Below are 23504 nucleotides of genomic sequence, written 5' to 3' on the forward strand. Positions count from 1 at the left end.
TTAAATAAACAGCATTAAAATGGAAAAAAATAAGGAATTAGGGTCAATACCAAGCCCGAATAGACAATCGAGATTGGAATACCAATGCGCAAATAATCCGTAATATGATAATTACCTACGCTATATACGAGTAAATTGGTTTGGTAACCATAAGGAGAGATAAAGCTAGCACTGGCGCCAAACAACACCGCCATGATAAATGGCATTGGGTCAACGCCATAGCCTACTGCCATGCTATAACCAATCGGGAACGAGAGTGCTGCAGCCGCATTATTGGTCACAAGTTCAGTAAGAACCAGAGTCATGAAGTAGGTCGCTACTAAGGCACCAAACACGCCCCAGCCATTGAAGGCCTCTATGAACATCAACCCCATACGTTCAGACAATCCAGATGAAATCATCAGTTGAGCAATAGAAAGTGCTGAGCCAACGATCACCACAATATCAACCGGAAAACGGCGACGAAGCTCACCGAGTTGTACCACACCAAATGCCACCAGCAGTAATAAAAAACCCGCTAACCCTTTAATGATAGGTACTGCATCGACAAGCGATAAGCCAATGACACTAGCGAAGCCAAGCAAAACAAACGTCGATTTATCAGCATCAAGCTTGGCACTTGAGTCTAGGTCATTCATCAACACAAACTCTTTATTGTGTTGCTGACGTTGCTCTTCAAAGCGTTTACCAGGAACCAAAATTAGAGTATCACCAGCGGTCAATGTGATATTCCCTAGCCCACCTTCAAGGCGTTCGTGGCCACGGCGGATAGCAACGACAACCGCATCAAAGCGATCTCTAAATTGGCTAGTTTTTAAGGTCTTATTACAGAAGCTTGCCGATGAGCTCACCACTACCTCAACAAAACTTTGTCCGTTTAGGTGATGTTGACCAAACAGGGTTAACCCTTGGATTTCCTGCAGTGTCGCAACACTCTCAACGTCACCACAAAACAACAGTCGGTCACGAGCTTGAAGAATGAAATCAGGATCAATAGACGCCGTTGTTTTACCGTCTCGAATCACTTCAGCTAAAAACAGTTTTCTCAGCGCTCGGAGGTTATTTTCGCTTACGCTTCGGCCCACTAAAGGCGAGCCTGGTTCAACTCTTGCTTCTAAAAAGTAAGGCAGATCGTCCTGTGATCCATCATCGTAGCTTGGTAAGAAATAACTCAAGGGAATAAGGATCAACACACCACCAACCAGCACAGCCAAGCCGATCAAGGTTGGCGCAAAGAAGCTTAGGCTCGGCAGCCCAGCATCCTCAACAAAGCTATTGATGATCAAATTGGTTGAGGTGCCGATCAATGTCAGAGTTCCACCTAGAATGGCGGCGTATGACAAAGGAATTAACAGTTTAGAAGGTGCATGTTGTTGGTTGCGTTTGATCGCCCCGATCAAAGAAACAACCACTGCGGTATTATTAGTAAAAGATGAAAGTAACGCTGTGGAAATACCCAACTTCGCAACCACGGTACCTAGCCTACCTTCAGAGATATTACGGCTAACCCAACTGATTAAGCGAGTTTTCTCCAACGCACTTGATGCGAGGATAAGAAGAATTAAAGTCAGTAACGAGGAGTTAGTGAAGTTATTGGCTAAGCTCGATAAATCGATCATGCCAGCCATAAAAGCAATAAACGCCGCGCCAGCAAAGATAAAGCTTGGCTTAATACGGGTAACGAGCAGGCAAGTAATGATGCCGAGCAAAATCGCTAATACAAATCCTTGTTGCCACATATACCCGTCCTTTATGGCGGAAACGATGGGTTTCCGCCTGATTCAATAAGCTGTTACTTAGTCGTTTATGACTTCAGTAATTGGCTTAGATCTTTGGCATCCCAATGTGGGAAGTGCTTGCGTACCAATGCGTTGAACTCAAGTTCAAATGCAGAGAAGTTACCGACTTGCTGTTCAACAGAGTCCAAACGGTCTCGAATCAAGCCAGCGCCAACCGTTACATTGGTAAGACGATCAATAACGATAAAGCCACCGGTATCGGCGCTTTCACGATATTTATCCAGCGCGACAGTCTCGTTCAATGACCATTCACACAAACCAATACCATTGAGTGGTAATTCATCCACGTCGTAAGTCGACAAGTTATTGATGTCATACTGGTGACGAACCGTTTCAACCTGGCCGACGGTTTTCTTGCCTGCGATTTTGATATCGTAAGCTTTACCCGGTTGCAGTGGTTGCTCAGTCATCCACACGATATCTGCCAATACATGGTTAGTTGATTCAATCTGAGCGTTTTCCAACACAATCAAATCACCACGGCTGATGTCGATCTCATCTTCAAGAGTCAGCGTTACCGCCAAACCCGCTTGCGCCGATTCAAGTTCGCCATCAAAGGTCACAATGCTTGCCACCTTAGAGGTTTTGCCTGATGGCAACGCCTTGATTTCATCACCTACGCTAACGCGACCAGAGGCAACGGTGCCTGCAAAACCACGGAAGTCTAAATTAGGACGATTCACATATTGAACCGGGAAACGGAATTCACCCGCAGAGCGCTTTTGATCAATATCTACGTTTTCTAGAACTTCTAGTAGAGATGGACCTTCAAACCATGCTAACTCTTTGCTTGGCGCTGCAACGTTGATGCCCTCAAGCGCCGAAACCGGTAAGATCTGAATATTAGTTTCACCCTCGAGGTTTTCAGCAAATTCTAAATACTGATCACGAATCTCTTCAAAACGATCTTGTGAGTATTCCACCAGATCCATCTTGTTTACTGCCACAATAAAATGCTTCAAACCAAGCAGGTTCGAAATAAACGAGTGACGACGAGTTTGATCCAGAACGCCCTTACGAGCATCAATCAAGATCACAGCAAGATCACACGTTGAAGCGCCTGTTGCCATGTTGCGCGTGTACTGCTCATGTCCTGGGGTATCAGCAATAATGAACTTACGTTTTTGAGTCGAGAAGTAGCGATAAGCCACATCAATCGTAATACCTTGCTCACGCTCAGCCTGCAAACCATCAACAAGCAATGCCAAATCAGGCTTCTCACCTGTAGTACCCACTCGTTGGCTATCAGAGTGAACCGCCGCTAGCTGATCTTCATAAATCTGTTTTGTATCATGGAGTAAACGACCGATTAACGTACTTTTTCCATCATCGACTGAGCCACAAGTTAAAAATCTAAGCATAGATTTATGCTGATGCTGACTTAGATAACCTTCAATCCCTAGTTCAGCCAATTCGGCTTCTACTGCACTATTCATTTTTCTTTCCTTAGATTCTTAGAAATAACCTTGGCGCTTTTTCAGCTCCATTGAGCCGGACTGATCATGGTCAATCGCTCGACCTTGACGCTCACTAGAAGTGGCTACCAGCATCTCTTCAATAATGCCTGTTAACGTGTTTGCTTCAGATTCAACGGCACCGGTTAATGGGTAACAGCCTAAAGTACGAAAACGAACGCTTTTCTCTTCAATCACTTCACCTTCTTGCAGCTCCATACGGTCATCATCAACCATGATCAGCATGCCATCACGCTCAACCACAGGGCGTTTGTCTGAAAGGTAAAGTGGAACAATATCGATGCTCTCTAGGTAGATGTATTGCCAGATATCAAGCTCAGTCCAGTTAGATAACGGGAATACACGAATGCTTTCACCCTTATTAACCTGACCGTTGTAGGTATGCCAAAGCTCTGGACGCTGGTTTTTTGGATCCCACGTGTGGTTCTTATCTCGGAAAGAGTAAACACGTTCTTTGGCTCGAGACTTTTCTTCATCACGACGTGCGCCACCAAAAGCGGCATCGAACCCGTACTTGTTTAACGCCTGCTTTAGGCCTTGAGTTTTCATGATGTCGGTGTGCTTAGAAGATCCATGCACAAATGGGCTACACCCCATTTCGATACCTTCAGGGTTCTTGTGCACCAATAACTCAAAACCATACTTTTTTGCTGTGCGGTCACGAAACTCAATCATTTCGCGAAATTTCCAATCCGTATCAACGTGCAATAGTGGGAATGGAATCTTGCCTGGGTAAAACGCTTTGCGAGCTAAATGAAGCATCACAGAAGAATCTTTACCGATTGAGTACATCATCACTGGGTTATCAAACTCAGCCGCCACTTCGCGAATAATATGGATACTTTCCGCTTCGAGCTGTTTTAGGTGGGTTAAACGTTCTTGGTCCATTTCAGTGCTTCCTTTAAGGCTCGCGTTACGAGCAATTCATTACTTGGTCTTGCCAAGCATGGGATTTAACTCATTCACTTGGGTGAATGGGAGTATTGGCACTAGAAGAAAACAGAAGCTACGTTTGAGCTATCCTTGCTATTCATCTGCCTGATACGTCCTTGATATAGACATTATGACGAGCCTCTCATATTACTGGAAATTCTAAAATTTCATTTTTTATTCGAAAAGCTGATAAGGGATGGGATTTATCGATAAACAGGTGAAATGAATGGACTATTATTATCGATGTCATTTGTACATTGATTGAGCAGCTTTGGGAGGCGTCTTGCAGAACACCATAAAGTAATCGATCTAAGTCACGAATTAACATTCGTTGTAATCATTGTTTCATTCGGTTTTGTTACATTACGCAACGAATTTTCTACTAATCCACTTTGGAGCTCCAAAATGAAAGTTGCAATGAAACCTTTATCATTGGCTGTACTTGCAGGTCTTGGTTTGACTTTAGCAGGCTGCACAACAACACCAGATACCGATGAAGTGATTAAACTACGTGTCGTAGAAACGACGGACATCCATACCAACCTAATGGATTACGACTACTACAAAGACAAGCCATCGAAAAAAATCGGCTTAGCACGTACTGCAACTCTAGTAAAAGAAGCTCAAAACGAAGTAACCAATAGCGTATTAGTTGATAACGGTGATTTGCTGCAAGGTAGCCCAATGGGTGACTACATGGCAGACAAAGGCATCGAAGCTGGTGAAGTTCACCCTGCGTACAAAGCAATGAATCAACTAAGCTACGACGCTGCAAACCTAGGTAACCACGAATTCAACTACGGTCTTGAGTTCCTAGAAGAGTCTATCAACGATGCTGATTTCCCATACATCAGTGCCAACGTTTACGACGCAGAAACCAAAGAGCACTACTTCACGCCTTACATCATCAAGACGCACACGTTCGAAGATACTGCTGGCGTAGAGCATGAAGTAAAAGTAGGCTACATCGGTTTCGTTCCACCACAAATCATGACGTGGGATAAGAAGAACCTTGAAGGCAAAGTGATCGCTCGTGACATCATTGAGACAGCTAACGAGCTAGTGCCTCAAATGAAAGCAGAAGGCGCTGAAGTTATCGTTGCTATCCCTCACTCAGGCGTATCAACTGACCCTTACAAAAATGGTGAAGAGAACTCAACGTTCTACCTCTCTGAAGTAGATGGTATCGATGCAATCGCATTCGGCCACTCTCATGCAGTATTCCCAGGTAAAGGTTTTGATGACATTCAAGGCATCGACAACGAAACGGGCACAATGAATGGCGTTGCGGCAGTAATGCCTGGTCGTTGGGGTAGCCACGTTGGTGTTATGGACCTAACACTTGCACAAAAAGACGGTAAGTGGGAAGTCGTTAAAGGCCAATCAGAAGCACGCCCTATCTACGACAAGATCGAGAAGAAATCGCTTGCTGCTGCAGATGAAGGTATCGTAACGGCACTAGAAAAAGACCATGCAGGTACTCGTGAGTTTGTTAACCAACCTATTGGTAAAGCAGACGACGTGATGTACAGCTTCCTATCTCTAGTACAAGACGATCCAACAGTACAAATTGTTAACCTTGCACAAAAAGATTACGTAGAACAGTTCATCCAAGGTGACCCAGACCTAGACGGTATTCCAGTATTGTCAGCGGCAGCGCCTTTTAAAGCCGGCGGCCGTAAAAATGACCCAGCTAACTTCACTGAAGTGGAATCAGGTCAACTAACGTTCCGTAACGCAGCCGATTTATACCTTTACCCGAACACGTTAGTCGCGATGAAGGTAACGGGTCACGAAGTACAAGAGTGGCTTGAGTGTTCAGCTGGTCAGTTCAACCAAGTTGATGTTAACTCGACAGCACCACAACAGTTGATCGAGTGGGATAACTTCCGTACTTACAACTTTGATGTTATCGACGGTGTTGATTACCAAATCGACGTAACACAACCTGCGAAATACGATGCAAACTGTAAAGTGGTTAACCCTGAGTCTCAACGTATTGTTGGCCTAACTTACCAAGGTAAGCCAATCGACATGAAGCAAGACTTCTTGATCGCAACCAACAACTACCGTGCATACAGTGCTAAGTTCCCAGGTACGGGTGAAGACTTCATCGCATTTGATGCACCAGATGAAAACCGTACTGTTCTTGCGAACTACATCTCTCGCGTAAGCAAAGAGCAAGGTCAAGTTAGCCCAACGGCTGATAACAACTGGTCATTTGCGCCAATCAAAACGGATAACAAGCTAGATATTCGCTTTGAAACATCTCCAAGTGACAAAGCGGCTGAATTCATCAAAGAAAAAGGTCAATACCCGATGAAACGTGTTGCGACTGACGATGTTGGTTTTGCTGTTTACCAAATTGACTTAACTAAATAGATAGCTTTATTAATCAATAGTTAATGTTATTAAAGGCTGAGTTTAACGACTCAGCCTTTTTCTTTTCTTATGTAAGATCCCCCACCCAAAGCCCGGTTTTTTTAACTACAAACTCTCGTTAAATCCACTTTTAAAATATCAAACCTTTCGCTTCAATCCTGACTTAAACAACGCATTCCACAGTACTGGTCGAACAAAGTAAGTACAAAAAATCCTCCATCACCTGTAAGTTTTTCCCCGCTCCTCCTGTCTATTTAATTTACTACACTCAATGAATGATCATTAAGCCATTCATTTATAGGATAGATAAGGATATTTAATGAGCAGCGTCGAGAGCATTCAAGCATGGTTACATTCAGGGGAGGAGTCGTTGCTATGGCTGATGCTTGGCATCATCGCGCTTTCTTACCTACTTGAAGATCTGGCGATTGTTACGGCAGCTGGTTTAGCAACTCAAGGGCTCATTCTTCCTCAATATGCGTTGCTTGCCATTTTCATCGGCATTGCCACTGGTGACTTGGGACTCTATTACCTAGGAAAATCAGGATGTTACTTCAGAGGCGTTCGTTACAAAGCCCTCACTAATAAGTACTTTCGTTCGCTTCGTACTAAATTACGTCAGAACGCGTTCAGCAGCCTTTTTGTCATCCGCTTTATCCCGGGGCTTCGCACTGTTGGTTTTACCTTAAGTGGCTTTTTCGCAATTCCACTTCCTACTTTTTTGTTTGCTGTCATTAGTGCTACTGCGATCTGGACTGGCATTGTCTTCTCTACCATCTACTATTTAGGGACATCAGCGTGGCTGCAAGCCTCTGAATATCAATGGATCGTCATCCCGTGTGCCATCGCTTTACTGTTTATCGGTAATCGATTAATGAATAAAACCTACTCTAGAGGATTATCATGAGTTCACCGAAAGATATTCGCATCATCCCTGCACATCAAATCAATGCAGGTATGCCTCTGCTTGAAAAAGATACCGTGCGTAGTGTCTCTCCTTATGAATTCCTTCCGACTTGGTTTTTTTATACCCCAGTAGTGGTTCAAAGCTTGATGCAAGGGTTACGGCACTTTGACTGGGCACTGCCGCTCATCGCCAACCCAAGCATTAAGTTAAGTGGCATGGTAGGTGAATCAAAACACGAAATATTAAGCCTTGCCGGCTCATCAAGTCAGCGTTGGATCTCTCCGTTTATTACCCTAACCAAAACGGATCTTAATAGTAAAAAACAAACCGAAGATGCACTCAGTGCGCTAACACAATCGGATCTTGACTTCCCCATAGTGGCGAAACCGGATCTTGGCTGTCGAGGCGTTGGCGTTAAGCTGATCAACACACAAGAGCAACTTGAGCAATATGTTGAATCTTTTCCAAATAATGCTCGCTTTCTACTGCAAGAAAAGGCGCCTTATCAAGCCGAAGCTGGCGTTTTCTATGTGCGCTACCCAAATAAAAAGCAAGGCGAGATCATCTCGATCACACTCAAATACTCGCCAATGGTAACGGGTGATGGTTCCTCGACACTCAAACAGTTAATTGAAAATAGCCCGCGTGCTGGACAACTTAGTCACCTATATCTGCCAAGGCATGAAGATAAATTAGATCAAGTGCTCGCAGAGGGTGAAGAATTCCAACTCGCGTTTGCAGGTAGTCATAGCCGTGGCTGTATCTTCCGAGACGGCAATCAATACATAACCCAAGCTTTGACCGAACGCTTAGATGAGATATTCGACGACTTCGATGGCTTCCACTTTGGCCGACTCGACGTCAAGTTTAAGGACATGCACAGCCTAATGAACGGCGAGGATTTCACGATCCTTGAGGTCAATGGCGCAAGCAGTGAGGCTGGGCATATCTGGGATCGCAACACACCACTGCGAGAGATATTTTCTACGCTACTTCTGCAATACCGCATTCTTTTTGATATTGGCGCTCAGCAAAAACAACGAGGCCATAAGACTCCTTCTTTCAAGAGCTTATTCGCTGCGTGGCAAGAAGAGCGACGTCTTGTTCAACAATATCCGACCACTGACTAACTTTGTACGAGGACCATGAATGAACCCCATAGCCCAACCGAGCGCCCTCACTTCTTTCTCTCCTAGTATCACAGGAGCGGTAGAAATATTAAATCAGGGTCTAGAATTTTTGTTAGCGATATCTGACAGCGACTATCTGACACGAGCAAAGCCGCACGTCACAAGCTCTATTGGTGAGCATACTCGTCATACGCTCGATCTTTTTCACGCTTTAATTTTAAAAGAGAATGCGACCGTTGATTACAACACTCGTCGTCGTGGTCATCCCGTCGAATACGACCGCTCAATCGCAGTAAAAGAGATCCACTATGTGATCAACTGGCTTGAACGATTAGACCGCAGAGATCTCGAAACGCCTATCATGATCCAAACCGAAGTTTCAATGGATACCCAGGTATTCGCCAGCCTGCCTTCAACGTTAGAAAGAGAGGTCACCTTTGCAGCCCTGCATGCCAATCATCACTATGCGATGATCAAGGTGATCACCACCTTTTTAGATATCGAAACCTGCAACACCTTTGGTTATGCCCCTACCACTAGCAGCTACCTGAGGGAGCAATAAAATGTGTTCAGTATCTTGGCTGCTTGAAGAAAATGGTTATCAGGTCTTTTTCAATCGTGATGAGCAAAAGACGCGAGCATTGGCGATGCCACCTAAACAATATCGAGTCAACGGCGTCGATATCATCATGCCACTCGACCCAACCGGTGGTGGTAGCTGGATCAGTATTAATGAGTTCGGACTTTCGCTATGTCTGCTCAACAACTATCAAGGCACCGTTCCTGCTGGCCCTTTGATCAGCCGCGGCTTGTTGCTCAAGAACTTATCATCGAGTCACAGCATTACTCAGATTTCTGAGGCGTTTCATAAGCTCGACCTGCACTCTTTTGCTCCATTTACCTTGTTGGCTTTCGCGCCGAATTTAACTCAGAACAATGGTTTGGTTATCGCCTACATGTGGGATGGTATTCAACAGCACATCGTCGACACCGATTCTCCGCTGTTCTCATCCGGTGTTGATTTAGAGCGAGTACAAACCTACCGACAAGCTAAGTACAACCAGCTTATGGAGACTGGTAAGAATCAGCAGAACTTGCTTAGGTTTCACTCTCACCATCACAGCGAACAGCCTCATTTAGCGACCTGTATGCATCGTGAAGACGCGCGCACCGTGAGCTTTACACACTTACGCAATCTACACGGCCAAGCCTCTATGTTTTACGCACCCGGCTCGCCTTGTGAACCCATTAAACCATGCCAGATAAATCAACAGCGTTTTACCTTCGATTTATCACCAGCAATCAATCTATAGATGGAGTCCATCATGAGAAAACTATTAACCATGGTCATGCTACTTGTTAGCCCTTACGTATTTGCTGCAGACGAAATCTACACCGGGTTCTTTAGCAGCAAGGCGCTCGATGGCTACGATACCGTCGCTTATTTCACTTCAGGTAAGCCTATTGAAGGCAGTAAAGACTTCAGCACAGAGTACAAAGGTGCAGACTGGTATTTCTCTTCTGAAAAGAATCTGACTTTATTTGTTAATAATCCTGAAAAATATGCACCTCAATATGGTGGCTATTGCGCTTGGGCTGTTTCAGCAAAAAGTGACTTTGCACCCGGTGACCCTAATCAATGGACAATTGTTGATAACAAGCTGTACCTCAACTATGACCAAGAGATTAAGCAACGTTGGGAACAAGACAGAGCACAGCATATTCAAAAAGCCGACACGGTTTGGCCGCAACTGATCAAGTAAGGGAATAATCATGACATTGACTCCAGCTAAGCATATCCCTGCAGCATTCATCGCTTTTGTATTTATTCAGTCGTTGTTTTTCAAGTTCACTGGCTCATATGAGACAGAACATATCTTTGGCGCCCTAGCTACATGGTCAGGCCTAAGCTGGTTTGGCTCATTTGGCGGCTACTTAATTGGTGGCGCAGAGCTGATTGCAGCCATCCTGTTGTTCACACGGTGGCATGGCCTTGGTGCCATCATGAGTGTGGGGATTATGAGTGGCGCGATTTTCTTCCACTTGTTTACGCCATTAGGTATCCAAATGCCTGAGTTTAATGCGGCAGGTGAAATTGTCGGTTATGACGGCGGATTATTGTTTGGTATGGCATGTCTAGTCTGGCTATGTGGTGCATTTTTAAGTGTTAAAGATTTCAAGAATCAAGACGGTTTCCTACACAACTTTAGTCAATAAGGCAGCTATATTATGATTGATAGTCCTTTTCGTTTACCACGTTACACACCTTTTGGCTTAGGTGAGTCTGTTGTCGAGTGGGCAACTGGGCTATCTAAGCTAGACAAACTCTATCAAGATAGACCGAATGAGTTATCTAGCTTTGAATTCATGCATCACACCCTGTCGGCATTGAACATCGACTATTCTGTTTCAGCAGGCTCCACTGATAATATCCCTGAAGAAGGACCTGTAGTCATTGTGGCTAACCACCCGCTTGGCGCGATTGAAGGTGTGATCCTTGCTGATCTCGTAGGATCGGTAAGGAAGGATGTGAAGGTGTTGGCGAATGAGTTGCTCAAGCGATTGCCTGAACTGGATGATCTTTTCATCGGCGTCGATGTATTTAACAGTAAAGAATCGAAACGCACCAATGCCAAAGCCATTCGAGATGCCAATCGTCATTTGTCCGATGGCGGACTTTTGATTGTGTTCCCTGCGGGCGAAGTATCGAGTTACCGTAAAGGGGCAAAAACACTGACAGACATCGAATGGAGCAAATCGGTTGCCAAGTTCGTCAAACGTCATCAAGCCACTACGGTTCCTATCTTCATCAATGGTAAAAACAGTGAGCTTTTCTATCAAGCTGGCCGTGTCCATCCGCTATTAAGAACGGCTCTACTCGGGCGCGAACTTCTTAATAAGCAAGCGACTACTATCTCTATCTCTATTGGCTCGTCGATTCCGTATTCAGAGATAAAATCGTTCGAACAAGAGATGGATATCGTCAACTATCTGCGACTCAATACCTATTTGATGAGTCAACAAGATAGCCCTAGCACAGCAGTCCATGCCCCATCTTTTGACACTCAAGTGATAACGCCAATCTCACCAGAAGTATTGTCAATCGAGATTAATTCGCTCCCTGAAGAGATGAAACTGCTCGAGCAAGGTGACTTCGAAGTCTACTGCACACCAAGCCAATCAATCCCCAACTTGATGCGAGAAATTGGTCGAGTGAGAGAAGAGAGTTTCCGAGAAGTCGGAGAAGGCAGCGGACTTGCCTGTGACTTAGATGAGTATGACCTTTACTACCATCAACTGTTTGTGTGGAACAAAACCAAGGCTGAGTTAGTGGGCGCTTACCGACTTGGTATGGTCGACAAGTTAATCGCAGAACACGGGCTTGATAAGCTCTACTCTCGTAGCCTGTTTAACTACAATCAAGAGTTCATTGACACCTTAGATAACAGTATTGAACTTGGACGCTCAGTAGTGAGTAAGCCTTATCAGAAGAGTCTTAATTCACTGTTGCTCTTATGGAAAGGTATCGCGGCCTTTGTATATCGCCACCCTCAATATACCCATTTGTTTGGTCCGGTCAGTATCAGTAATGATTACAGCCACAATGCTCGTTTATTAATAGCGACCACCTTATCCATACACCATTACGATGAACAAAAAGCGAATCTGGTATCTCCTTCATCACCACTCAATACCAGTAGTAATGTGTTCTGGCAAAACCACCTGCTCTCTTCACTAGCAAGCGTCCCTCTGCTGTCAAAAGTATTGGCCCGTATGGAGCAAGGAAAAGGCCTACCTGTCTTATTGCGCCAATACCTTGGAATGAACGGTAAGCTGGTGTGTTTTAACGTCGACCCTTCATTTAATGATGCTCTGGATGGCTTGATTGTGGTTAATCTCAAGAAAGTACCATTGAAAACCCTAGGTAAATACATGGGAAGAGAACTCGCTCAAGATTATCTAGAACAGCACGCTCGACGTTGATTTCGCCTGCTCTGTACCTACACTCAAATAAGTGCGATGATTTCGGCACTTATTTGGGTTAGGTTATTTTCATGCACACCTCTTTTATCGAACAACTACAAAGCTTCGACTTCTCTCAAAGTCAGATTGAATCTCTATTAGCCGTCGCGAAACCGCTTGAACTGCCAACAAGACATATCCTCATCAATCAAGGAGAAATGGCGAGCTCAATCTACTTTGTACTTGAAGGCTTGTGCCATGCTTGCTACCTCACAGACGACGGTAAGCAATACAGCAAAGAGTTCTATTGGGAGCAAGACTGGATCATCGGCTTTGAGAGTTTGATAAAGAACCAAGCGTCCCCTTACCTACTAGAAACACTCACACCAATAACACTGTTAGAGCTACCAATGAACGCCGTTATCGAATGGCGCGCATCAAACAACCTTTTGTATTTAAAGTTGTTAGAAACTCAGCTAATGCATAAAGAAAACAAAGAACGCTTTATGCTGCTCTATACCCCAGAGCAACGTTACCAACTGTTCTGTGAACACTACCCCGATCTTGAGCAGCGCTTGAACGACAACCAAATTGCGGCTTACCTAGGTATAACCGCGATCAGTCTGAGCAGAATTAAAGGTCGAATTAACAATAGTTAATGCCAATAATCATCGCACATAGTACATTCAGAGCATCGATAATCTCTGGATGTAAACATGATCACTTGGCACTCAATTCCTTTCTCTCAACTTTCAACACAACAGCTTTATCAACTACTTAGATTACGAGTTGATGTATTTGTGGTTGAGCAAACTTGCCCCTATCCAGAGCTCGACGGTAAAGATACACTCGCAGGTGTCCATCACTTACTTGGCTACGCCAATGAAGAGTTAGTGGCATGTGCACGTTTATTACCACCAGGCACCAGTTACGACAACACAAGCATTGGCCGAGTTGCGACTAAACAATCTGCAAGAGGTAATGGTTTAGGGCATCAGCTAATAACAGAAGCATTGATGCGCTGTGAGACTCTTTGGCCTAAGACGACCATCGATATAGGAGCACAACAGCATCTTGAACACTTCTATGCGAACCACGGGTTCAAAACTATCTCAGAGATGTATCTGGAAGATGATATTCCCCATGTAGATATGAGATTAGAAAAGTAATGTCAAACATCACTGTCGGTATTTTATTGCTGATCGTGGGGAATCTGTTTGCCTCTTTTTCAGACGTAGCAGTCAAACTATTAAACGGTGAAGTTCCACCGCTTCAATATATTTTTTTCCGACAGTTGATATCGCTGATCATCATCACACCTTTTTGGCTACAGCAGAAAAAAGAGAAACGGCAATTGCAACAAGCCAAAGTAACTTTCATACGAGGGCAACTGATCTTAATTGGCAGTGGTTGTATGGTCGTTGCGATCACTCACTTGTCTTTGGCGACCGCCAATGCGGTGTTTTATATCGCCCCTCTACTGATGCTACCGCTCTCAATGTTTCTACTGAAGGAGCAACCGGCACTCGGTAAGGTTGTCGCGACAACCATAGGCTTCATTGGTGCGCTGATTGTATTAAGGCCTTCGCAATTTCACTGGGCAGCATTGTTTGCATTAGGCACAGCACTTACCCTAGCGCTATTTAATGTCTTAGTAAGAAAGCTTCCCAGTGAACAAACTGTCGTCACTACGCTGTGGTGGACAACGTTTTGCTCAATACCTGCTTCATTGGTACTTTGCCTAGTATACTGGCAACCCGTGTCTATAGAGCACTTGGGATATATAGCACTTAGTGCAACACTCATATTGAGCTATAACGGCCTTGCGGTTGCGGCCTATCAGAAAGCACACTCAAGCCAAATAGCATTGGCAGAATATTCGGGGCTAGTTTTTGTCGCGATTATTGGTGCGCTATGGTTCGATGAGATTCCAGATACGTTAACCTTTATCGGAATTATGTTGATTATTTTGCCGCTCGCCCCTTTCAAGCGATCAAAAAAAAGAGCTAATTATTAGCTCTTTTCTGTCTGATATTTATTCTAACTACACCCTTATAACGAGTAGTTCGATTTTATTTACTGCGACCAAAGCCACCATCAGATAAACGGAAAAACATCACCGAAGTATCGCCTTTCTCTAGCTGAAGAATATCTAATTGACCGGTTTCGGCAAGTTTAAAGCGAACTAGCTGACCTTTTCGGATCTGACTTAACGGCTTATCAGAACCTTCAATACGCACTAAGGCATTCAAGTCAGACAACGGTAAATCGTTGTTTCGAAAAACCTGCGCCAACGTATCACCCTGTTTAACCAGGTACTCCTGCCAATTGTTTTTGCTCGGTTCTGATGAACTGCTCTTGGCATTTTGCTGTTCGCTTAAGCCAACGGTGTTTATCTCAAGCTCGACGCGCGATGTTGTTGGAGCTGCGTCTACTTTAGGTTCTGGTAGCGGCACAAAAAGTAAGATTAATACGATCGGCGAAATCACCATCAACAGTCTCTGATGTAGTTTCGGTAATGAACCCCAACTTTGCGTTACCGAGGTCTTCATTTTCTTTATGTCGATAGAGCTCAATTTCGCTTTAATCTGTTCCAGTCTAACCTTGAGCTCTGCTAAGTGGTCAACTTTTTGCTTTTTCTTTTGACGACGATTCATGCCACTGCGTCCTATACATTGAATAACTACAGTATAAAAACCAAAGTACCAACAGTATAGATCTTTCCGTCACAACGGAGACCAAAGCGAGAAAATTGACATCCCTGTGATATCAGCACGGTAAAGCGTAAGTGATCAGGGGCTAGCCGTTTATTCAGGCTGCTAATACTGGTATTCTTACCCTTTTCGTACTGACAAAAAGAGTGACTTTTCATGTCTGAAGTAAAATTTGAAACTGTAGAGCAAAAAGCTAGCTACGGTATCGGTCTACAAATGGGCCAACAACTTGCTGGTTCTGGTCTTGAAGGCCTAAACGTTGACGCAATCGCTGCTGGTATCGCAACAGCTCTAGTTGGTGACATGCCAGCTATCGAAGTTGACGAAATCAACAACGCACTGCAAGAGCTACACACTCGTGGTGAAGCTGCACGTCAAGAACTAGCTAAAGTAGCTGCTGCTGACGGCGAAGCTTTCCTAACTGACAACGCTCTTCGTTCAGAAGTAACAGTTCTTGAGTCTGGTCTTCAGTACGAAGTACTAACTGAAGGTACTGGCGAAATCCCTACTGCAGACAAGCAAGTACGTGTTCACTACCACGGTGAACTAACTGACGGTACTGTTTTCGACAGCTCTGTATCTCGCGGTCAACCTGCTGAATTCCCAGTAACTGGCGTAATTCAAGGTTGGGTTCAAGCTCTACAAATGATGCCTGTTGGTTCTAAATGGAAGCTATACATCCCACAAGATCTAGCATACGGTGAGCGCAGCGCAGGTGCTGCAATCCCACCATTTGCTGCTCTAGTATTTGAAGTAGAACTTCTAGCTATTCTTTAATTTTTAAAAAGCCTCAGTAAAACAAAATACTATAGGCAAATAAAATTAAAATAATGTAACGGCGATGTGACTACATCGCCGTTTTTCGTTTATAGTGAAAGAGTAAATTACTTTATTACTTAAGGACAAATAATGAAGAAAGTACTCATCACCGTTTTAAGCAGCCTTGCTGTTGTCTCTTGCGCTAATACTAGCGATTCAGAACCAACCAGTTCTACTTCTGATACAAACTATTCCCAGTTAACTCAAACTGCGCTTATGGCAGCTGTGAATATGTGGTCTCAACAAAATGAGACGACACCTCTAGCAGATACCGTTGCAGATCAAGCATCTGTAACGAGTGACCAAGCTATTGGAGGAATTGGTTCCATGTTGGCTCTTGCACAAAATTCACTTGGCACTGCAGATAACAAAGAACTTTCGTCACTCATTCCAGGAATGTCGACGCTTGAATCTACTGGCTTAACGTCAGTACTAAACTCACAAGGCGCTGTTGAAAGTGCTTTCTCAGGTTTAGGTATGGACTCATCAATGATTACTACGTTTGCACCAATCATTCTTCAAGCGCTCCAATCACAAGGTGCGACTAGCGGCCTGATGGATTCACTTGCAGCTGTTTGGCAATAAACGAGTTAGCTGTTCGCTAAAAATATAGATAAGGGCACTTCGGTGCTCTTTTTTGTGCGTGGAAGAAAAATATTTGAGATATGAGATATGAGATATGAGATATGAGATATGAGATATGAGATATGAGATATGAGATATTTTCAAAAAATGGAGCAGATCAGGCAAGTAAAATGCCAAACATCGTGGTGCAATTTTTGATTTTCTACAGATACAAAAAAGCCGAGCTAATGCTCGGCTTTTGTATTAAGAATCTAGTATAGATTACTCAGCAGCTTCTTCAGCAGCTGGGCGGTCTACAAGCTCAATGTAAGCCATTGGAGCTTTATCACCAGTACGGAAACCACATTTAAGAATGCGAGTGTAACCACCTTGGCGAGCCGCGAAACGCGGGCCTAGTTCATTAAATAGTTTTGCTACCACTTCGTTATCACGAGTGCGAGCAAAAGCAAGACGACGGTTAGCAACACTGTCTGTCTTAGCTAGGGTAATCAACGGCTCAATTACGCGACGTAGTTCTTTTGCTTTAGGCACGGTAGTTTTAATAACTTCGTGACGAACAAGAGAGCTAGCCATGTTGCTGAACATCGCTTTGCGATGACTGCTGTTGCGGTTGAGTTGACGACCACTTTTACGATGGCGCATGACCTAATCCTTCTAACTTTTCGATTAATCTTCAGCGATTGACGCTGGTGGCCAGTTTTCTAGGCGCATGCCTAGAGAAAGACCACGTGAAGCAAGCACATCTTTAATCTCTGTAAGAGATTTCTTACCAAGGTTTGGCGTTTTAAGTAGCTCAACCTCAGTGCGCTGTACAAGATCACCGATGTAGTGAATCGCTTCTGCTTTCAAACAGTTAGCAGAGCGAACTGTTAGTTCAAGATCGTCTACAGGACGCAGTAGGATAGGATCGAATTCTGGCTTCTCTTCCTTCTCCTCAGGTACACGTACATCACGAAGATCTACGAACGCATCCAGTTGTTCAGCTAAAATAGTAGCTGCACGACGGATTGCTTCCTCAGGTTCAAGAGTACCGTTCGTTTCCATATCGATAACAAGCTTGTCTAAGTCAGTACGTTGTTCTACACGTGCCGCTTCTACAGCGTAGGCGATTTTATCGACCGGGCTGTAAGTAGCGTCAACAAGTAGACGACCGATTGGACGCTCATCTTCTTCAGTATGGATACGAGCTGAAGCTGGAACGTAACCACGACCACGTTCAACTTTGATACGCATAGCGATCTCAGCGTTGTCATCCGTTAGGTGACAAATAACGTGCTCAGGGTTAGCGATCTCTACATCACCATCGTGGGTGATGTCACCTGCAACAACAGGGCCTGAGCCTGATTTGTTCAGTGTTATAAACACTTCATCTTTGCCTTCAGCAACGCGTACAGCCAAACCTTTAAGGTTTAGAAGGATTTCTAGGATATCTTCCTGAACGCCTTCTTTAGTACTGTATTCGTGTAGCACACCTTCGATTTCAACTTCTGTTACGGCACAACCCGGCATAGAAGATAGAAGAATGCGGCGAAGAGCATTACCTAGAGTGTGGCCGAAACCGCGCTCTAATGGCTCAAGAGTTACTTTCGCGTGTGTCGTATTGATCTGTTCAATGTCAACAAGACGCGGCTTAAGAAATTCTGTTACAGAACCCTGCATTGTGTCCTCTCTTTTTTTAACCTTACTTAGAGTAAAGTTCGACGATCAAGTGTTCATTGATGTCAGCTGATAGGTCAGAACGCTCAGGCATACGCTTGAATGTACCTTCCATCTTGCTAGCATCTACTTCAATCCAAGTTGGCTTTTCACGTTGTTCAGCAACTTCTAGAGCCGCTTTAATACGAGATTGCTGTTTAGCTTTCTCGCGGATAGAAACAACGTCGTTTGCCGCTACTTTGAAAGAAGGAACGTTTACAACTTTACCGTTAACTAGAATAGACTTGTGGCTAACTAGTTGACGAGATTCAGCACGAGTAGCGCCAAAGCCCATACGGTAAACTACGTTATCAAGACGACCTTCAAGAAGCTGAAGCAGGTTTGCACCTGTGTTGCCTTTAAGACGTGCAGCTTCTTTGTAGTAGTTGCGGAATTGTTTTTCTAGAACGCCGTAGATACGACGAACTTTTTGCTTCTCACGAAGCTGAACGCCATACTCAGATAGACGACCGCGACGAGCGCCGTGTACACCTGGTGCGTTATCAATTTTACACTTGGTATCGATCGCACGGACACCAGACTTAAGAAATAAGTCAGTACCTTCGCGACGGCTAAGCTTCAGCTTAGGACCCAAATATCTTGCCATGATCTTTCTCCAATATTCCTAGAAACGAAACTTAAACGCGACGTTTCTTAGGTGGACGACAACCGTTATGAGGGATTGGTGTCGCATCAACAATGTTAGTGATACGGAAACCAGCAGCGTTCAGTGCACGAACTGTAGATTCGCGACCTGGACCTGGACCCTTAACCATAACTTCCAAGTTCTTTAGGCCATATTCTTTAGCCATTTCACCACAACGCTCAGCTGCAACTTGTGCTGCGAACGGAGTAGATTTACGAGAACCACGGAAACCTGAACCACCTGCTGTAGCCCATGCAAGAGCGTTGCCTTGACGGTCAGTGATAGTTACGATTGTGTTGTTGAAAGAAGCATGAATGTGCGCTACGCCATCAGCTACTTGCTTGCGTACGCGCTTACGCGCGCGAGTTGGTTGTTTTGCCATTGTACTCTACCTTATCCGACTATTTCTTGATCGGCTTGCGCGGACCCTTACGGGTGCGAGCGTTGGTTTTAGTACGCTGTCCACGTAGTGGTAGACTGCGACGATGACGAAGACCGCGGTAACAGCCAAGGTCCATAAGACGCTTGATGTTCATCGATACTTCACGACGTAGATCACCTTCTACAGTGTATTTAGCTACACCATCACGCAGTTGATCGATCTGCTCTTCAGTTAGTTCACTGATCTTAGCATCTTCAGCAATACCCACTTCAGCTAGAATAGCTTGAGAGCGAGTTTTACCAATACCGTAGATTGCAGTAAGTGCAATTACAGAATGCTTATGATCAGGAATGTTAATGCCGGCTATACGGGCCATTATTCACTCCTAAGGGGTTCATAAAAGAATTATCCGCAGCAAAGCCCGTGATGGATACGCTGCGGCATACTACTTCTTTTGCACGCAAAAGGTAGGCCGAGGAATATACTCGACTCTACCTAGTATTTCAAGTAAAAATTTCTGCTGATTAGCCTTGGCGTTGCTTATGCTTTGGCTCACTGCAAATCACGCGAACGACACCGTTACGCTTGATAACTTTACAGTTACGGCAGATTTTTTTAACGGAAGCACGAACTTTCATTGCTAAACTCCGTAAATGGAATCGAAATAATCACAACCGAATTAACGGCCGTAACCTTTCAGATTCGCTTTCTTTAACACAGAATCATACTGTTGTGACATCAGATGAGTCTGTACCTGTGCCATAAAATCCATGATAACAACCACTACGATTAGTAGTGATGTGCCGCCAAAGTAGAAACGAACGTTCCACGCGACCATCATGAATTCAGGAATCAGACATATAAAAGTAATGTATAGAGCGCCCGCAAGGGTTAGTCTAGTCATCACTTTATCGATATATTTCGCTGTCTGCTCACCTGGGCGGATACCGGGTACGAATGCACCAGACTTCTTCAAGTTATCAGCTGTTTCACGTGGGTTAAACACCAACGCTGTATAGAAGAAACAGAAGAAGATTATAGCTGCTGCATAAAGCATTACATACAGAGGCTGACCTGGGCTAAGAGCTAATGACACGTCAGTTAACCAACCGAACGCGCTGCTTTCACCATTTTGACCAAACCACTGCGCTAATGTTCCTGGGAACAAAATAATACTTGATGCAAAAATCGCTGGAATAACACCTGCCATATTAATCTTAAGTGGCAAATGAGAGCTTTGTGCTGCAAAAACTTTACGACCTTGTTGACGCTTCGCATAGTTAACGACGATACGACGTTGACCACGCTCCATGAAAACTACGAAGTAAATTACAGCAAAAGACAATACCGCGATAAACAACAGAAGAAGCACATGCAATTCACCTTGACGCGCTTGCTCGATTGTTTGACCGATTGCAGAAGGCAATCCAGCAACAATACCTGCAAATATCAGAATGGAAATACCATTACCGATTCCTCGCTCAGTGATCTGTTCACCTAACCACATCAAAAACATGGTACCAGTTACTAAACTCACGGTAGCAATAAGCGTAAACATGGTTTGGTTGATAACAACCAGATTGTCGACCATGTTTGGTAAGCCTGTTGCGATACCAATAGCTTGGAATGTTGCAAGTACAAGCGTGCCGTAGCGTGTATATTGGCTTATCTTACGACGGCCTGCTTCACCCTCTTTCTTGAGTTCTGCTAACGCTGGATGAACTACAGTTAACAATTGGACTACGATCGATGCCGAAATGTACGGCATGATACCCAATGCTAATATAGATGCACGCTCAAGAGCACCACCGGAGAACATGTTAAACATTTCTACGATGGTACCTTTTTGCTGATCGAACAAATCGGCAAGTACAGCTGCGTCAATACCAGGGATCGGCACAAAAGAGCCGGCTCGGAATACTAAAAGTGCACCAATTACGAATAATAAGCGCGACTTTAGTTCACTTAAGCCGCTCTGAGCACTACGAAAATCTTGTCCTGGTTTCTTAGCCATCTGTACCTCGTTCCTCGAGATTATTCCTCGATTTTACCGCCTGCAGCTTCGATTGCAGCTTTAGCGCCTTTAGTCACGCGTAGACCTTTAACAGTCACAGCTTTGCTTAGGTCACCAGAAAGAACGATCTTAACAAACTCGATGTTCTTAGTGATAACGTTAGCAGCTTTAAGGCTGTTAAGATCAACTACGTCACCTGTTACTTTCGCTAGCTCAGCTAGACGAACTTCAGCAGACACTAGGCTCTTACGAGAAGTGAAACCGAATTTAGGTAGACGTTGTTTTAGAGGCATTTGACCGCCTTCAAAACCTGGACGAACAGAGCCGCCAGAACGTGACTTTTGACCTTTGTGACCGCGGCCACCTGTTTTACCAAGGCCAGAACCGATACCACGACCTACACGCTTCTTAGAAGGTTTAGAGCCAGCAGCCGGTGATAGAGTATTCAAACGCATTCTGATTACTCCTCAATCTTAACCATGTAGTAAACCTTGTTGATCATACCGCGTATACACGGTGTATCTTCAAGTTCTACTGTATGGTTGATGCGACGAAGACCTAGACCTTTAAGGCACGCTTTGTGCTTAGGTAGGCGACCAATTGAGCTTTTAGTTTGAGTTACTTTAATAGTTGCCATCGTGTTCTTACTCCGAAATAGATTCAACAGTTAGACCACGTTTAGCAGCAACCATTTCTGGTGACTTAACGTCCACTAGAGCACCAATCGTTGCGCGAACAACGTTGATAGGGTTCGTAGAACCGTATGCTTTAGAAAGAACGTTATGTACGCCTGCAACTTCAAGTACGGCACGCATTGCACCACCGGCAATAACACCTGTACCTTCAGCAGCTGGCTGCATGTAAACTTTAGAGCCCGAATGACGACCTTTCACCGGGTGGTGAAGAGTGCCTTCGTTAAGCGCAACAGTAACCATGTTACGACGCGCTTTTTCCATTGCTTTTTGAATCGCTGCAGGTACTTCACGAGCTTTGCCGTAACCGAAACCTACGCGACCATTACCGTCACCAACTACTGTTAGTGCAGTGAAGCTCATGATTCGACCACCTTTAACCGTCTTAGATACACGGTTAACAGCGATCAGCTTTTCTTGCAAATCATTAGCTTGTTGTTGTTCTTTAGCCATCTTCCAACCCTACCTTAGAATTTCAGACCAGCTTCGCGAGCAGAATCTGCTAGCGCCGCTACTCGACCGTGGTATTGGAAACCAGAACGATCAAATGCAACTGAAGCTACGCCTTTTTCAAGAGCGCGCTCAGCAACAGCTTTACCAACTGCTTTAGCTGCATCAACGTTACTAGTGTTCTTAACTTGCTCACGGATCGCTTTTTCTACAGTAGAAGCAGCTGCGATAACCTCAGAGCCGTTTGCCGAGATAACTTGAGCGTAAACGTGGCGAGGAGTACGGTGTACTACCAAGCGAGTTACGCCAAGTTCTGCAATCTTACGACGTGCACGTGTAGCACGACGGATGCGAGATGCTTTCTTATCCATAGTGATACCTTACTTCTTCTTAGCTTCTTTAGTACGCACATTTTCATCTGCGTAACGAACACCTTTACCTTTATAAGGTTCAGGAGCACGGTAAGAACGAATGTCAGCCGCAACTTGACCTACTACTTGCTTATCGCAACCAGTAATAATGATCTCAGTTTGGCTAGGGCACTCAGCTTTAATACCTTCAGGTAGAGCGTGCTCTACTGGGTGAGAAAAGCCTAGTGTTAGACCTACAGAGTTGCCTTTGATAGCAGCACGGTAACCAACACCTTTAAGAGTTAACTTCTTAACGAAGCCCTGAGTAACACCCACAACCATGTTATTAACTAGAGCGCGAGCTGTACCAGCCTGTGCCCATGCGTTAGTAACACCTTCTTTCGGACCGAAAGTTAGGTTGTTTTCTTCCTGTGCAATAACTACGGCGCTGTTAAGAACGCGAGTAAGCTCACCTTTGCTACCTTTTACAGTAACTTCTTGGCCGTTTAGTTTCACCTCTACGCCAGCTGGAATAGCGACAGGTGCTTTAGCAACACGAGACATAATC

General features: G+C 44.5%; 29 protein-coding genes. 13 read left to right on the forward strand and 16 right to left on the reverse strand.

Translation table 11 applies throughout. The features are described from left to right. Positions 1–14: 14 nt before the first annotated feature. From AACW75_RS25625 to cysD, 3 genes are all read right to left on the reverse strand, one after another. Positions 15–1739 carry an SLC13 family permease gene (locus tag AACW75_RS25625; protein ID WP_017076320.1) on the reverse strand — a complete coding sequence of 575 codons (1725 nt, stop codon included), beginning with the start codon at positions 1737–1739 and terminating at the stop codon, positions 15–17. A gap of 65 nt (positions 1740–1804) precedes the next feature. Next, positions 1805–3235 carry a sulfate adenylyltransferase subunit CysN gene (cysN, locus tag AACW75_RS25630; protein WP_054548268.1) on the reverse strand — a complete coding sequence of 477 codons (1431 nt, stop codon included), beginning with the start codon at positions 3233–3235 and terminating at the stop codon, positions 1805–1807. A gap of 18 nt (positions 3236–3253) precedes the next feature. Continuing rightward, a complete protein-coding gene (cysD, locus tag AACW75_RS25635; protein ID WP_261377638.1) occupies positions 3254–4198 on the reverse strand; it encodes a sulfate adenylyltransferase subunit CysD in 945 nt (314 codons plus the stop codon). A gap of 414 nt (positions 4199–4612) precedes the next feature. Here cysD and AACW75_RS25640 point away from each other — a divergent pair, with 414 nt between their 5' ends. The 11 genes from AACW75_RS25640 to AACW75_RS25690 all read left to right on the forward strand — a co-directional run bounded on the left by AACW75_RS25640 (position 4613) and on the right by AACW75_RS25690 (position 14606). After that, a complete protein-coding gene (locus AACW75_RS25640) occupies positions 4613–6589 on the forward strand; it encodes a bifunctional 2',3'-cyclic-nucleotide 2'-phosphodiesterase/3'-nucleotidase (protein WP_145569963.1) in 1977 nt (658 codons plus the stop codon). Between the two features lie 319 nt (positions 6590–6908). After that, a complete protein-coding gene (locus tag AACW75_RS25645) occupies positions 6909–7496 on the forward strand; it encodes a DedA family protein (RefSeq protein WP_145569965.1) in 588 nt (195 codons plus the stop codon). Next, positions 7493–8626, forward strand: coding sequence for an ATP-grasp domain-containing protein (locus AACW75_RS25650; RefSeq protein ID WP_145569967.1), 1134 nt, complete (start codon positions 7493–7495; stop codon positions 8624–8626). The genes AACW75_RS25645 and AACW75_RS25650 overlap by 4 nt, the downstream gene beginning before the upstream one ends. 19 nt (positions 8627–8645) lie before the next feature. Then, a complete protein-coding gene (locus tag AACW75_RS25655; RefSeq protein ID WP_145565862.1) occupies positions 8646–9188 on the forward strand; it encodes a DinB family protein in 543 nt (180 codons plus the stop codon). Position 9189: 1 nt separating this feature from the next. After that, on the forward strand, positions 9190–9939 hold the full coding sequence (locus AACW75_RS25660; RefSeq protein ID WP_145569969.1) for an NRDE family protein: 750 nt from the start codon (positions 9190–9192) through the stop codon (positions 9937–9939). A gap of 12 nt (positions 9940–9951) precedes the next feature. Next, positions 9952–10389, forward strand: a complete 438-nt coding sequence (locus AACW75_RS25665) for a YHS domain-containing (seleno)protein (protein ID WP_145569971.1) — start codon at positions 9952–9954, stop codon at positions 10387–10389. A 10-nt stretch (positions 10390–10399) separates the two neighbouring features. Next, complete coding sequence (locus AACW75_RS25670; protein ID WP_145569973.1) at positions 10400–10843, forward strand: hypothetical protein; 444 nt, start codon at positions 10400–10402, stop codon at positions 10841–10843. A 12-nt stretch (positions 10844–10855) separates the two neighbouring features. Beyond that, positions 10856–12610: a lysophospholipid acyltransferase family protein gene (locus AACW75_RS25675; protein ID WP_145569975.1), complete on the forward strand. Its 1755-nt coding sequence runs from the start codon at positions 10856–10858 to the stop codon at positions 12608–12610. A gap of 71 nt (positions 12611–12681) precedes the next feature. After that, positions 12682–13248 (forward strand): Crp/Fnr family transcriptional regulator, encoded by a 567-nt coding sequence (locus AACW75_RS25680; RefSeq protein WP_135458551.1) that lies wholly within the window; start codon positions 12682–12684, stop codon positions 13246–13248. Positions 13249–13305: 57 nt separating this feature from the next. Further along, on the forward strand, positions 13306–13758 hold the full coding sequence (locus AACW75_RS25685) for a GNAT family N-acetyltransferase (RefSeq protein ID WP_145569976.1): 453 nt from the start codon (positions 13306–13308) through the stop codon (positions 13756–13758). Beyond that, positions 13758–14606 (forward strand): DMT family transporter, encoded by an 849-nt coding sequence (locus AACW75_RS25690; RefSeq protein WP_145569978.1) that lies wholly within the window; start codon positions 13758–13760, stop codon positions 14604–14606. The genes AACW75_RS25685 and AACW75_RS25690 overlap by 1 nt, the downstream gene beginning before the upstream one ends. A 55-nt stretch (positions 14607–14661) precedes the next feature. On the opposite strand, the gene AACW75_RS25695 is transcribed toward AACW75_RS25690, so the two are convergent. Beyond that, positions 14662–15246, reverse strand: a complete 585-nt coding sequence (locus AACW75_RS25695) for a LysM-like peptidoglycan-binding domain-containing protein (protein WP_145565856.1) — start codon at positions 15244–15246, stop codon at positions 14662–14664. Between the two features lie 213 nt (positions 15247–15459). Between AACW75_RS25695 and AACW75_RS25700 the strand changes: the two genes are divergently transcribed. Further along, the gene (locus tag AACW75_RS25700; RefSeq protein ID WP_237297583.1) at positions 15460–16080 is read left to right on the forward strand and encodes an FKBP-type peptidyl-prolyl cis-trans isomerase; all 621 of its coding nucleotides are present in this window, start codon (positions 15460–15462) and stop codon (positions 16078–16080) included. 132 nt (positions 16081–16212) lie between these two features. After that, positions 16213–16707, forward strand: a complete 495-nt coding sequence (locus tag AACW75_RS25705) for a DUF2780 domain-containing protein (RefSeq protein ID WP_145565855.1) — start codon at positions 16213–16215, stop codon at positions 16705–16707. Between the two features lie 261 nt (positions 16708–16968). Here AACW75_RS25705 and rplQ read toward each other — a convergent pair whose 3' ends face one another. The 12 genes from rplQ to rplF all read right to left on the reverse strand — a co-directional run bounded on the left by rplQ (position 16969) and on the right by rplF (position 23500). Continuing rightward, positions 16969–17349 carry a 50S ribosomal protein L17 gene (gene rplQ, locus AACW75_RS25710; protein ID WP_004729812.1) on the reverse strand — a complete coding sequence of 127 codons (381 nt, stop codon included), beginning with the start codon at positions 17347–17349 and terminating at the stop codon, positions 16969–16971. Between the two features lie 24 nt (positions 17350–17373). Next, the gene (locus AACW75_RS25715; RefSeq protein WP_004729813.1) at positions 17374–18366 is read right to left on the reverse strand and encodes a DNA-directed RNA polymerase subunit alpha; all 993 of its coding nucleotides are present in this window, start codon (positions 18364–18366) and stop codon (positions 17374–17376) included. A gap of 22 nt (positions 18367–18388) precedes the next feature. Beyond that, a complete protein-coding gene (gene rpsD, locus AACW75_RS25720; protein WP_017076303.1) occupies positions 18389–19009 on the reverse strand; it encodes a 30S ribosomal protein S4 in 621 nt (206 codons plus the stop codon). Between the two features lie 31 nt (positions 19010–19040). Then, on the reverse strand, positions 19041–19430 hold the full coding sequence (gene rpsK / locus AACW75_RS25725) for a 30S ribosomal protein S11 (RefSeq protein ID WP_004738778.1): 390 nt from the start codon (positions 19428–19430) through the stop codon (positions 19041–19043). Between the two features lie 19 nt (positions 19431–19449). Next, a complete protein-coding gene (rpsM, locus tag AACW75_RS25730) occupies positions 19450–19806 on the reverse strand; it encodes a 30S ribosomal protein S13 (protein WP_004738779.1) in 357 nt (118 codons plus the stop codon). A gap of 148 nt (positions 19807–19954) precedes the next feature. Continuing rightward, entirely contained in the window at positions 19955–20068 is a 114-nt protein-coding gene (gene rpmJ / locus AACW75_RS25735; protein ID WP_000868186.1) for a 50S ribosomal protein L36, read from the reverse strand. A gap of 41 nt (positions 20069–20109) precedes the next feature. After that, positions 20110–21444 carry a preprotein translocase subunit SecY gene (gene secY / locus AACW75_RS25740; protein WP_017076302.1) on the reverse strand — a complete coding sequence of 445 codons (1335 nt, stop codon included), beginning with the start codon at positions 21442–21444 and terminating at the stop codon, positions 20110–20112. A 20-nt stretch (positions 21445–21464) separates the two neighbouring features. After that, on the reverse strand, positions 21465–21899 hold the full coding sequence (gene rplO / locus AACW75_RS25745; protein WP_004736758.1) for a 50S ribosomal protein L15: 435 nt from the start codon (positions 21897–21899) through the stop codon (positions 21465–21467). A gap of 5 nt (positions 21900–21904) precedes the next feature. Then, positions 21905–22081, reverse strand: a complete 177-nt coding sequence (gene rpmD / locus AACW75_RS25750; protein ID WP_017076301.1) for a 50S ribosomal protein L30 — start codon at positions 22079–22081, stop codon at positions 21905–21907. Between the two features lie 7 nt (positions 22082–22088). Continuing rightward, entirely contained in the window at positions 22089–22589 is a 501-nt protein-coding gene (gene rpsE, locus AACW75_RS25755) for a 30S ribosomal protein S5 (RefSeq protein ID WP_004736754.1), read from the reverse strand. A 14-nt stretch (positions 22590–22603) separates the two neighbouring features. Then, the gene (gene rplR, locus AACW75_RS25760; RefSeq protein WP_017076300.1) at positions 22604–22957 is read right to left on the reverse strand and encodes a 50S ribosomal protein L18; all 354 of its coding nucleotides are present in this window, start codon (positions 22955–22957) and stop codon (positions 22604–22606) included. A 9-nt stretch (positions 22958–22966) separates the two neighbouring features. After that, positions 22967–23500, reverse strand: a complete 534-nt coding sequence (rplF, locus tag AACW75_RS25765) for a 50S ribosomal protein L6 (protein ID WP_004736750.1) — start codon at positions 23498–23500, stop codon at positions 22967–22969. Between the last annotated feature and the right edge of the window lie 4 nt (positions 23501–23504).

Origin of the sequence: Vibrio sp. L3-7 (assembly GCF_963898195.1) — a bacterium.
Lineage (GTDB): Bacteria > Pseudomonadota > Gammaproteobacteria > Enterobacterales > Vibrionaceae > Vibrio > Vibrio echinoideorum.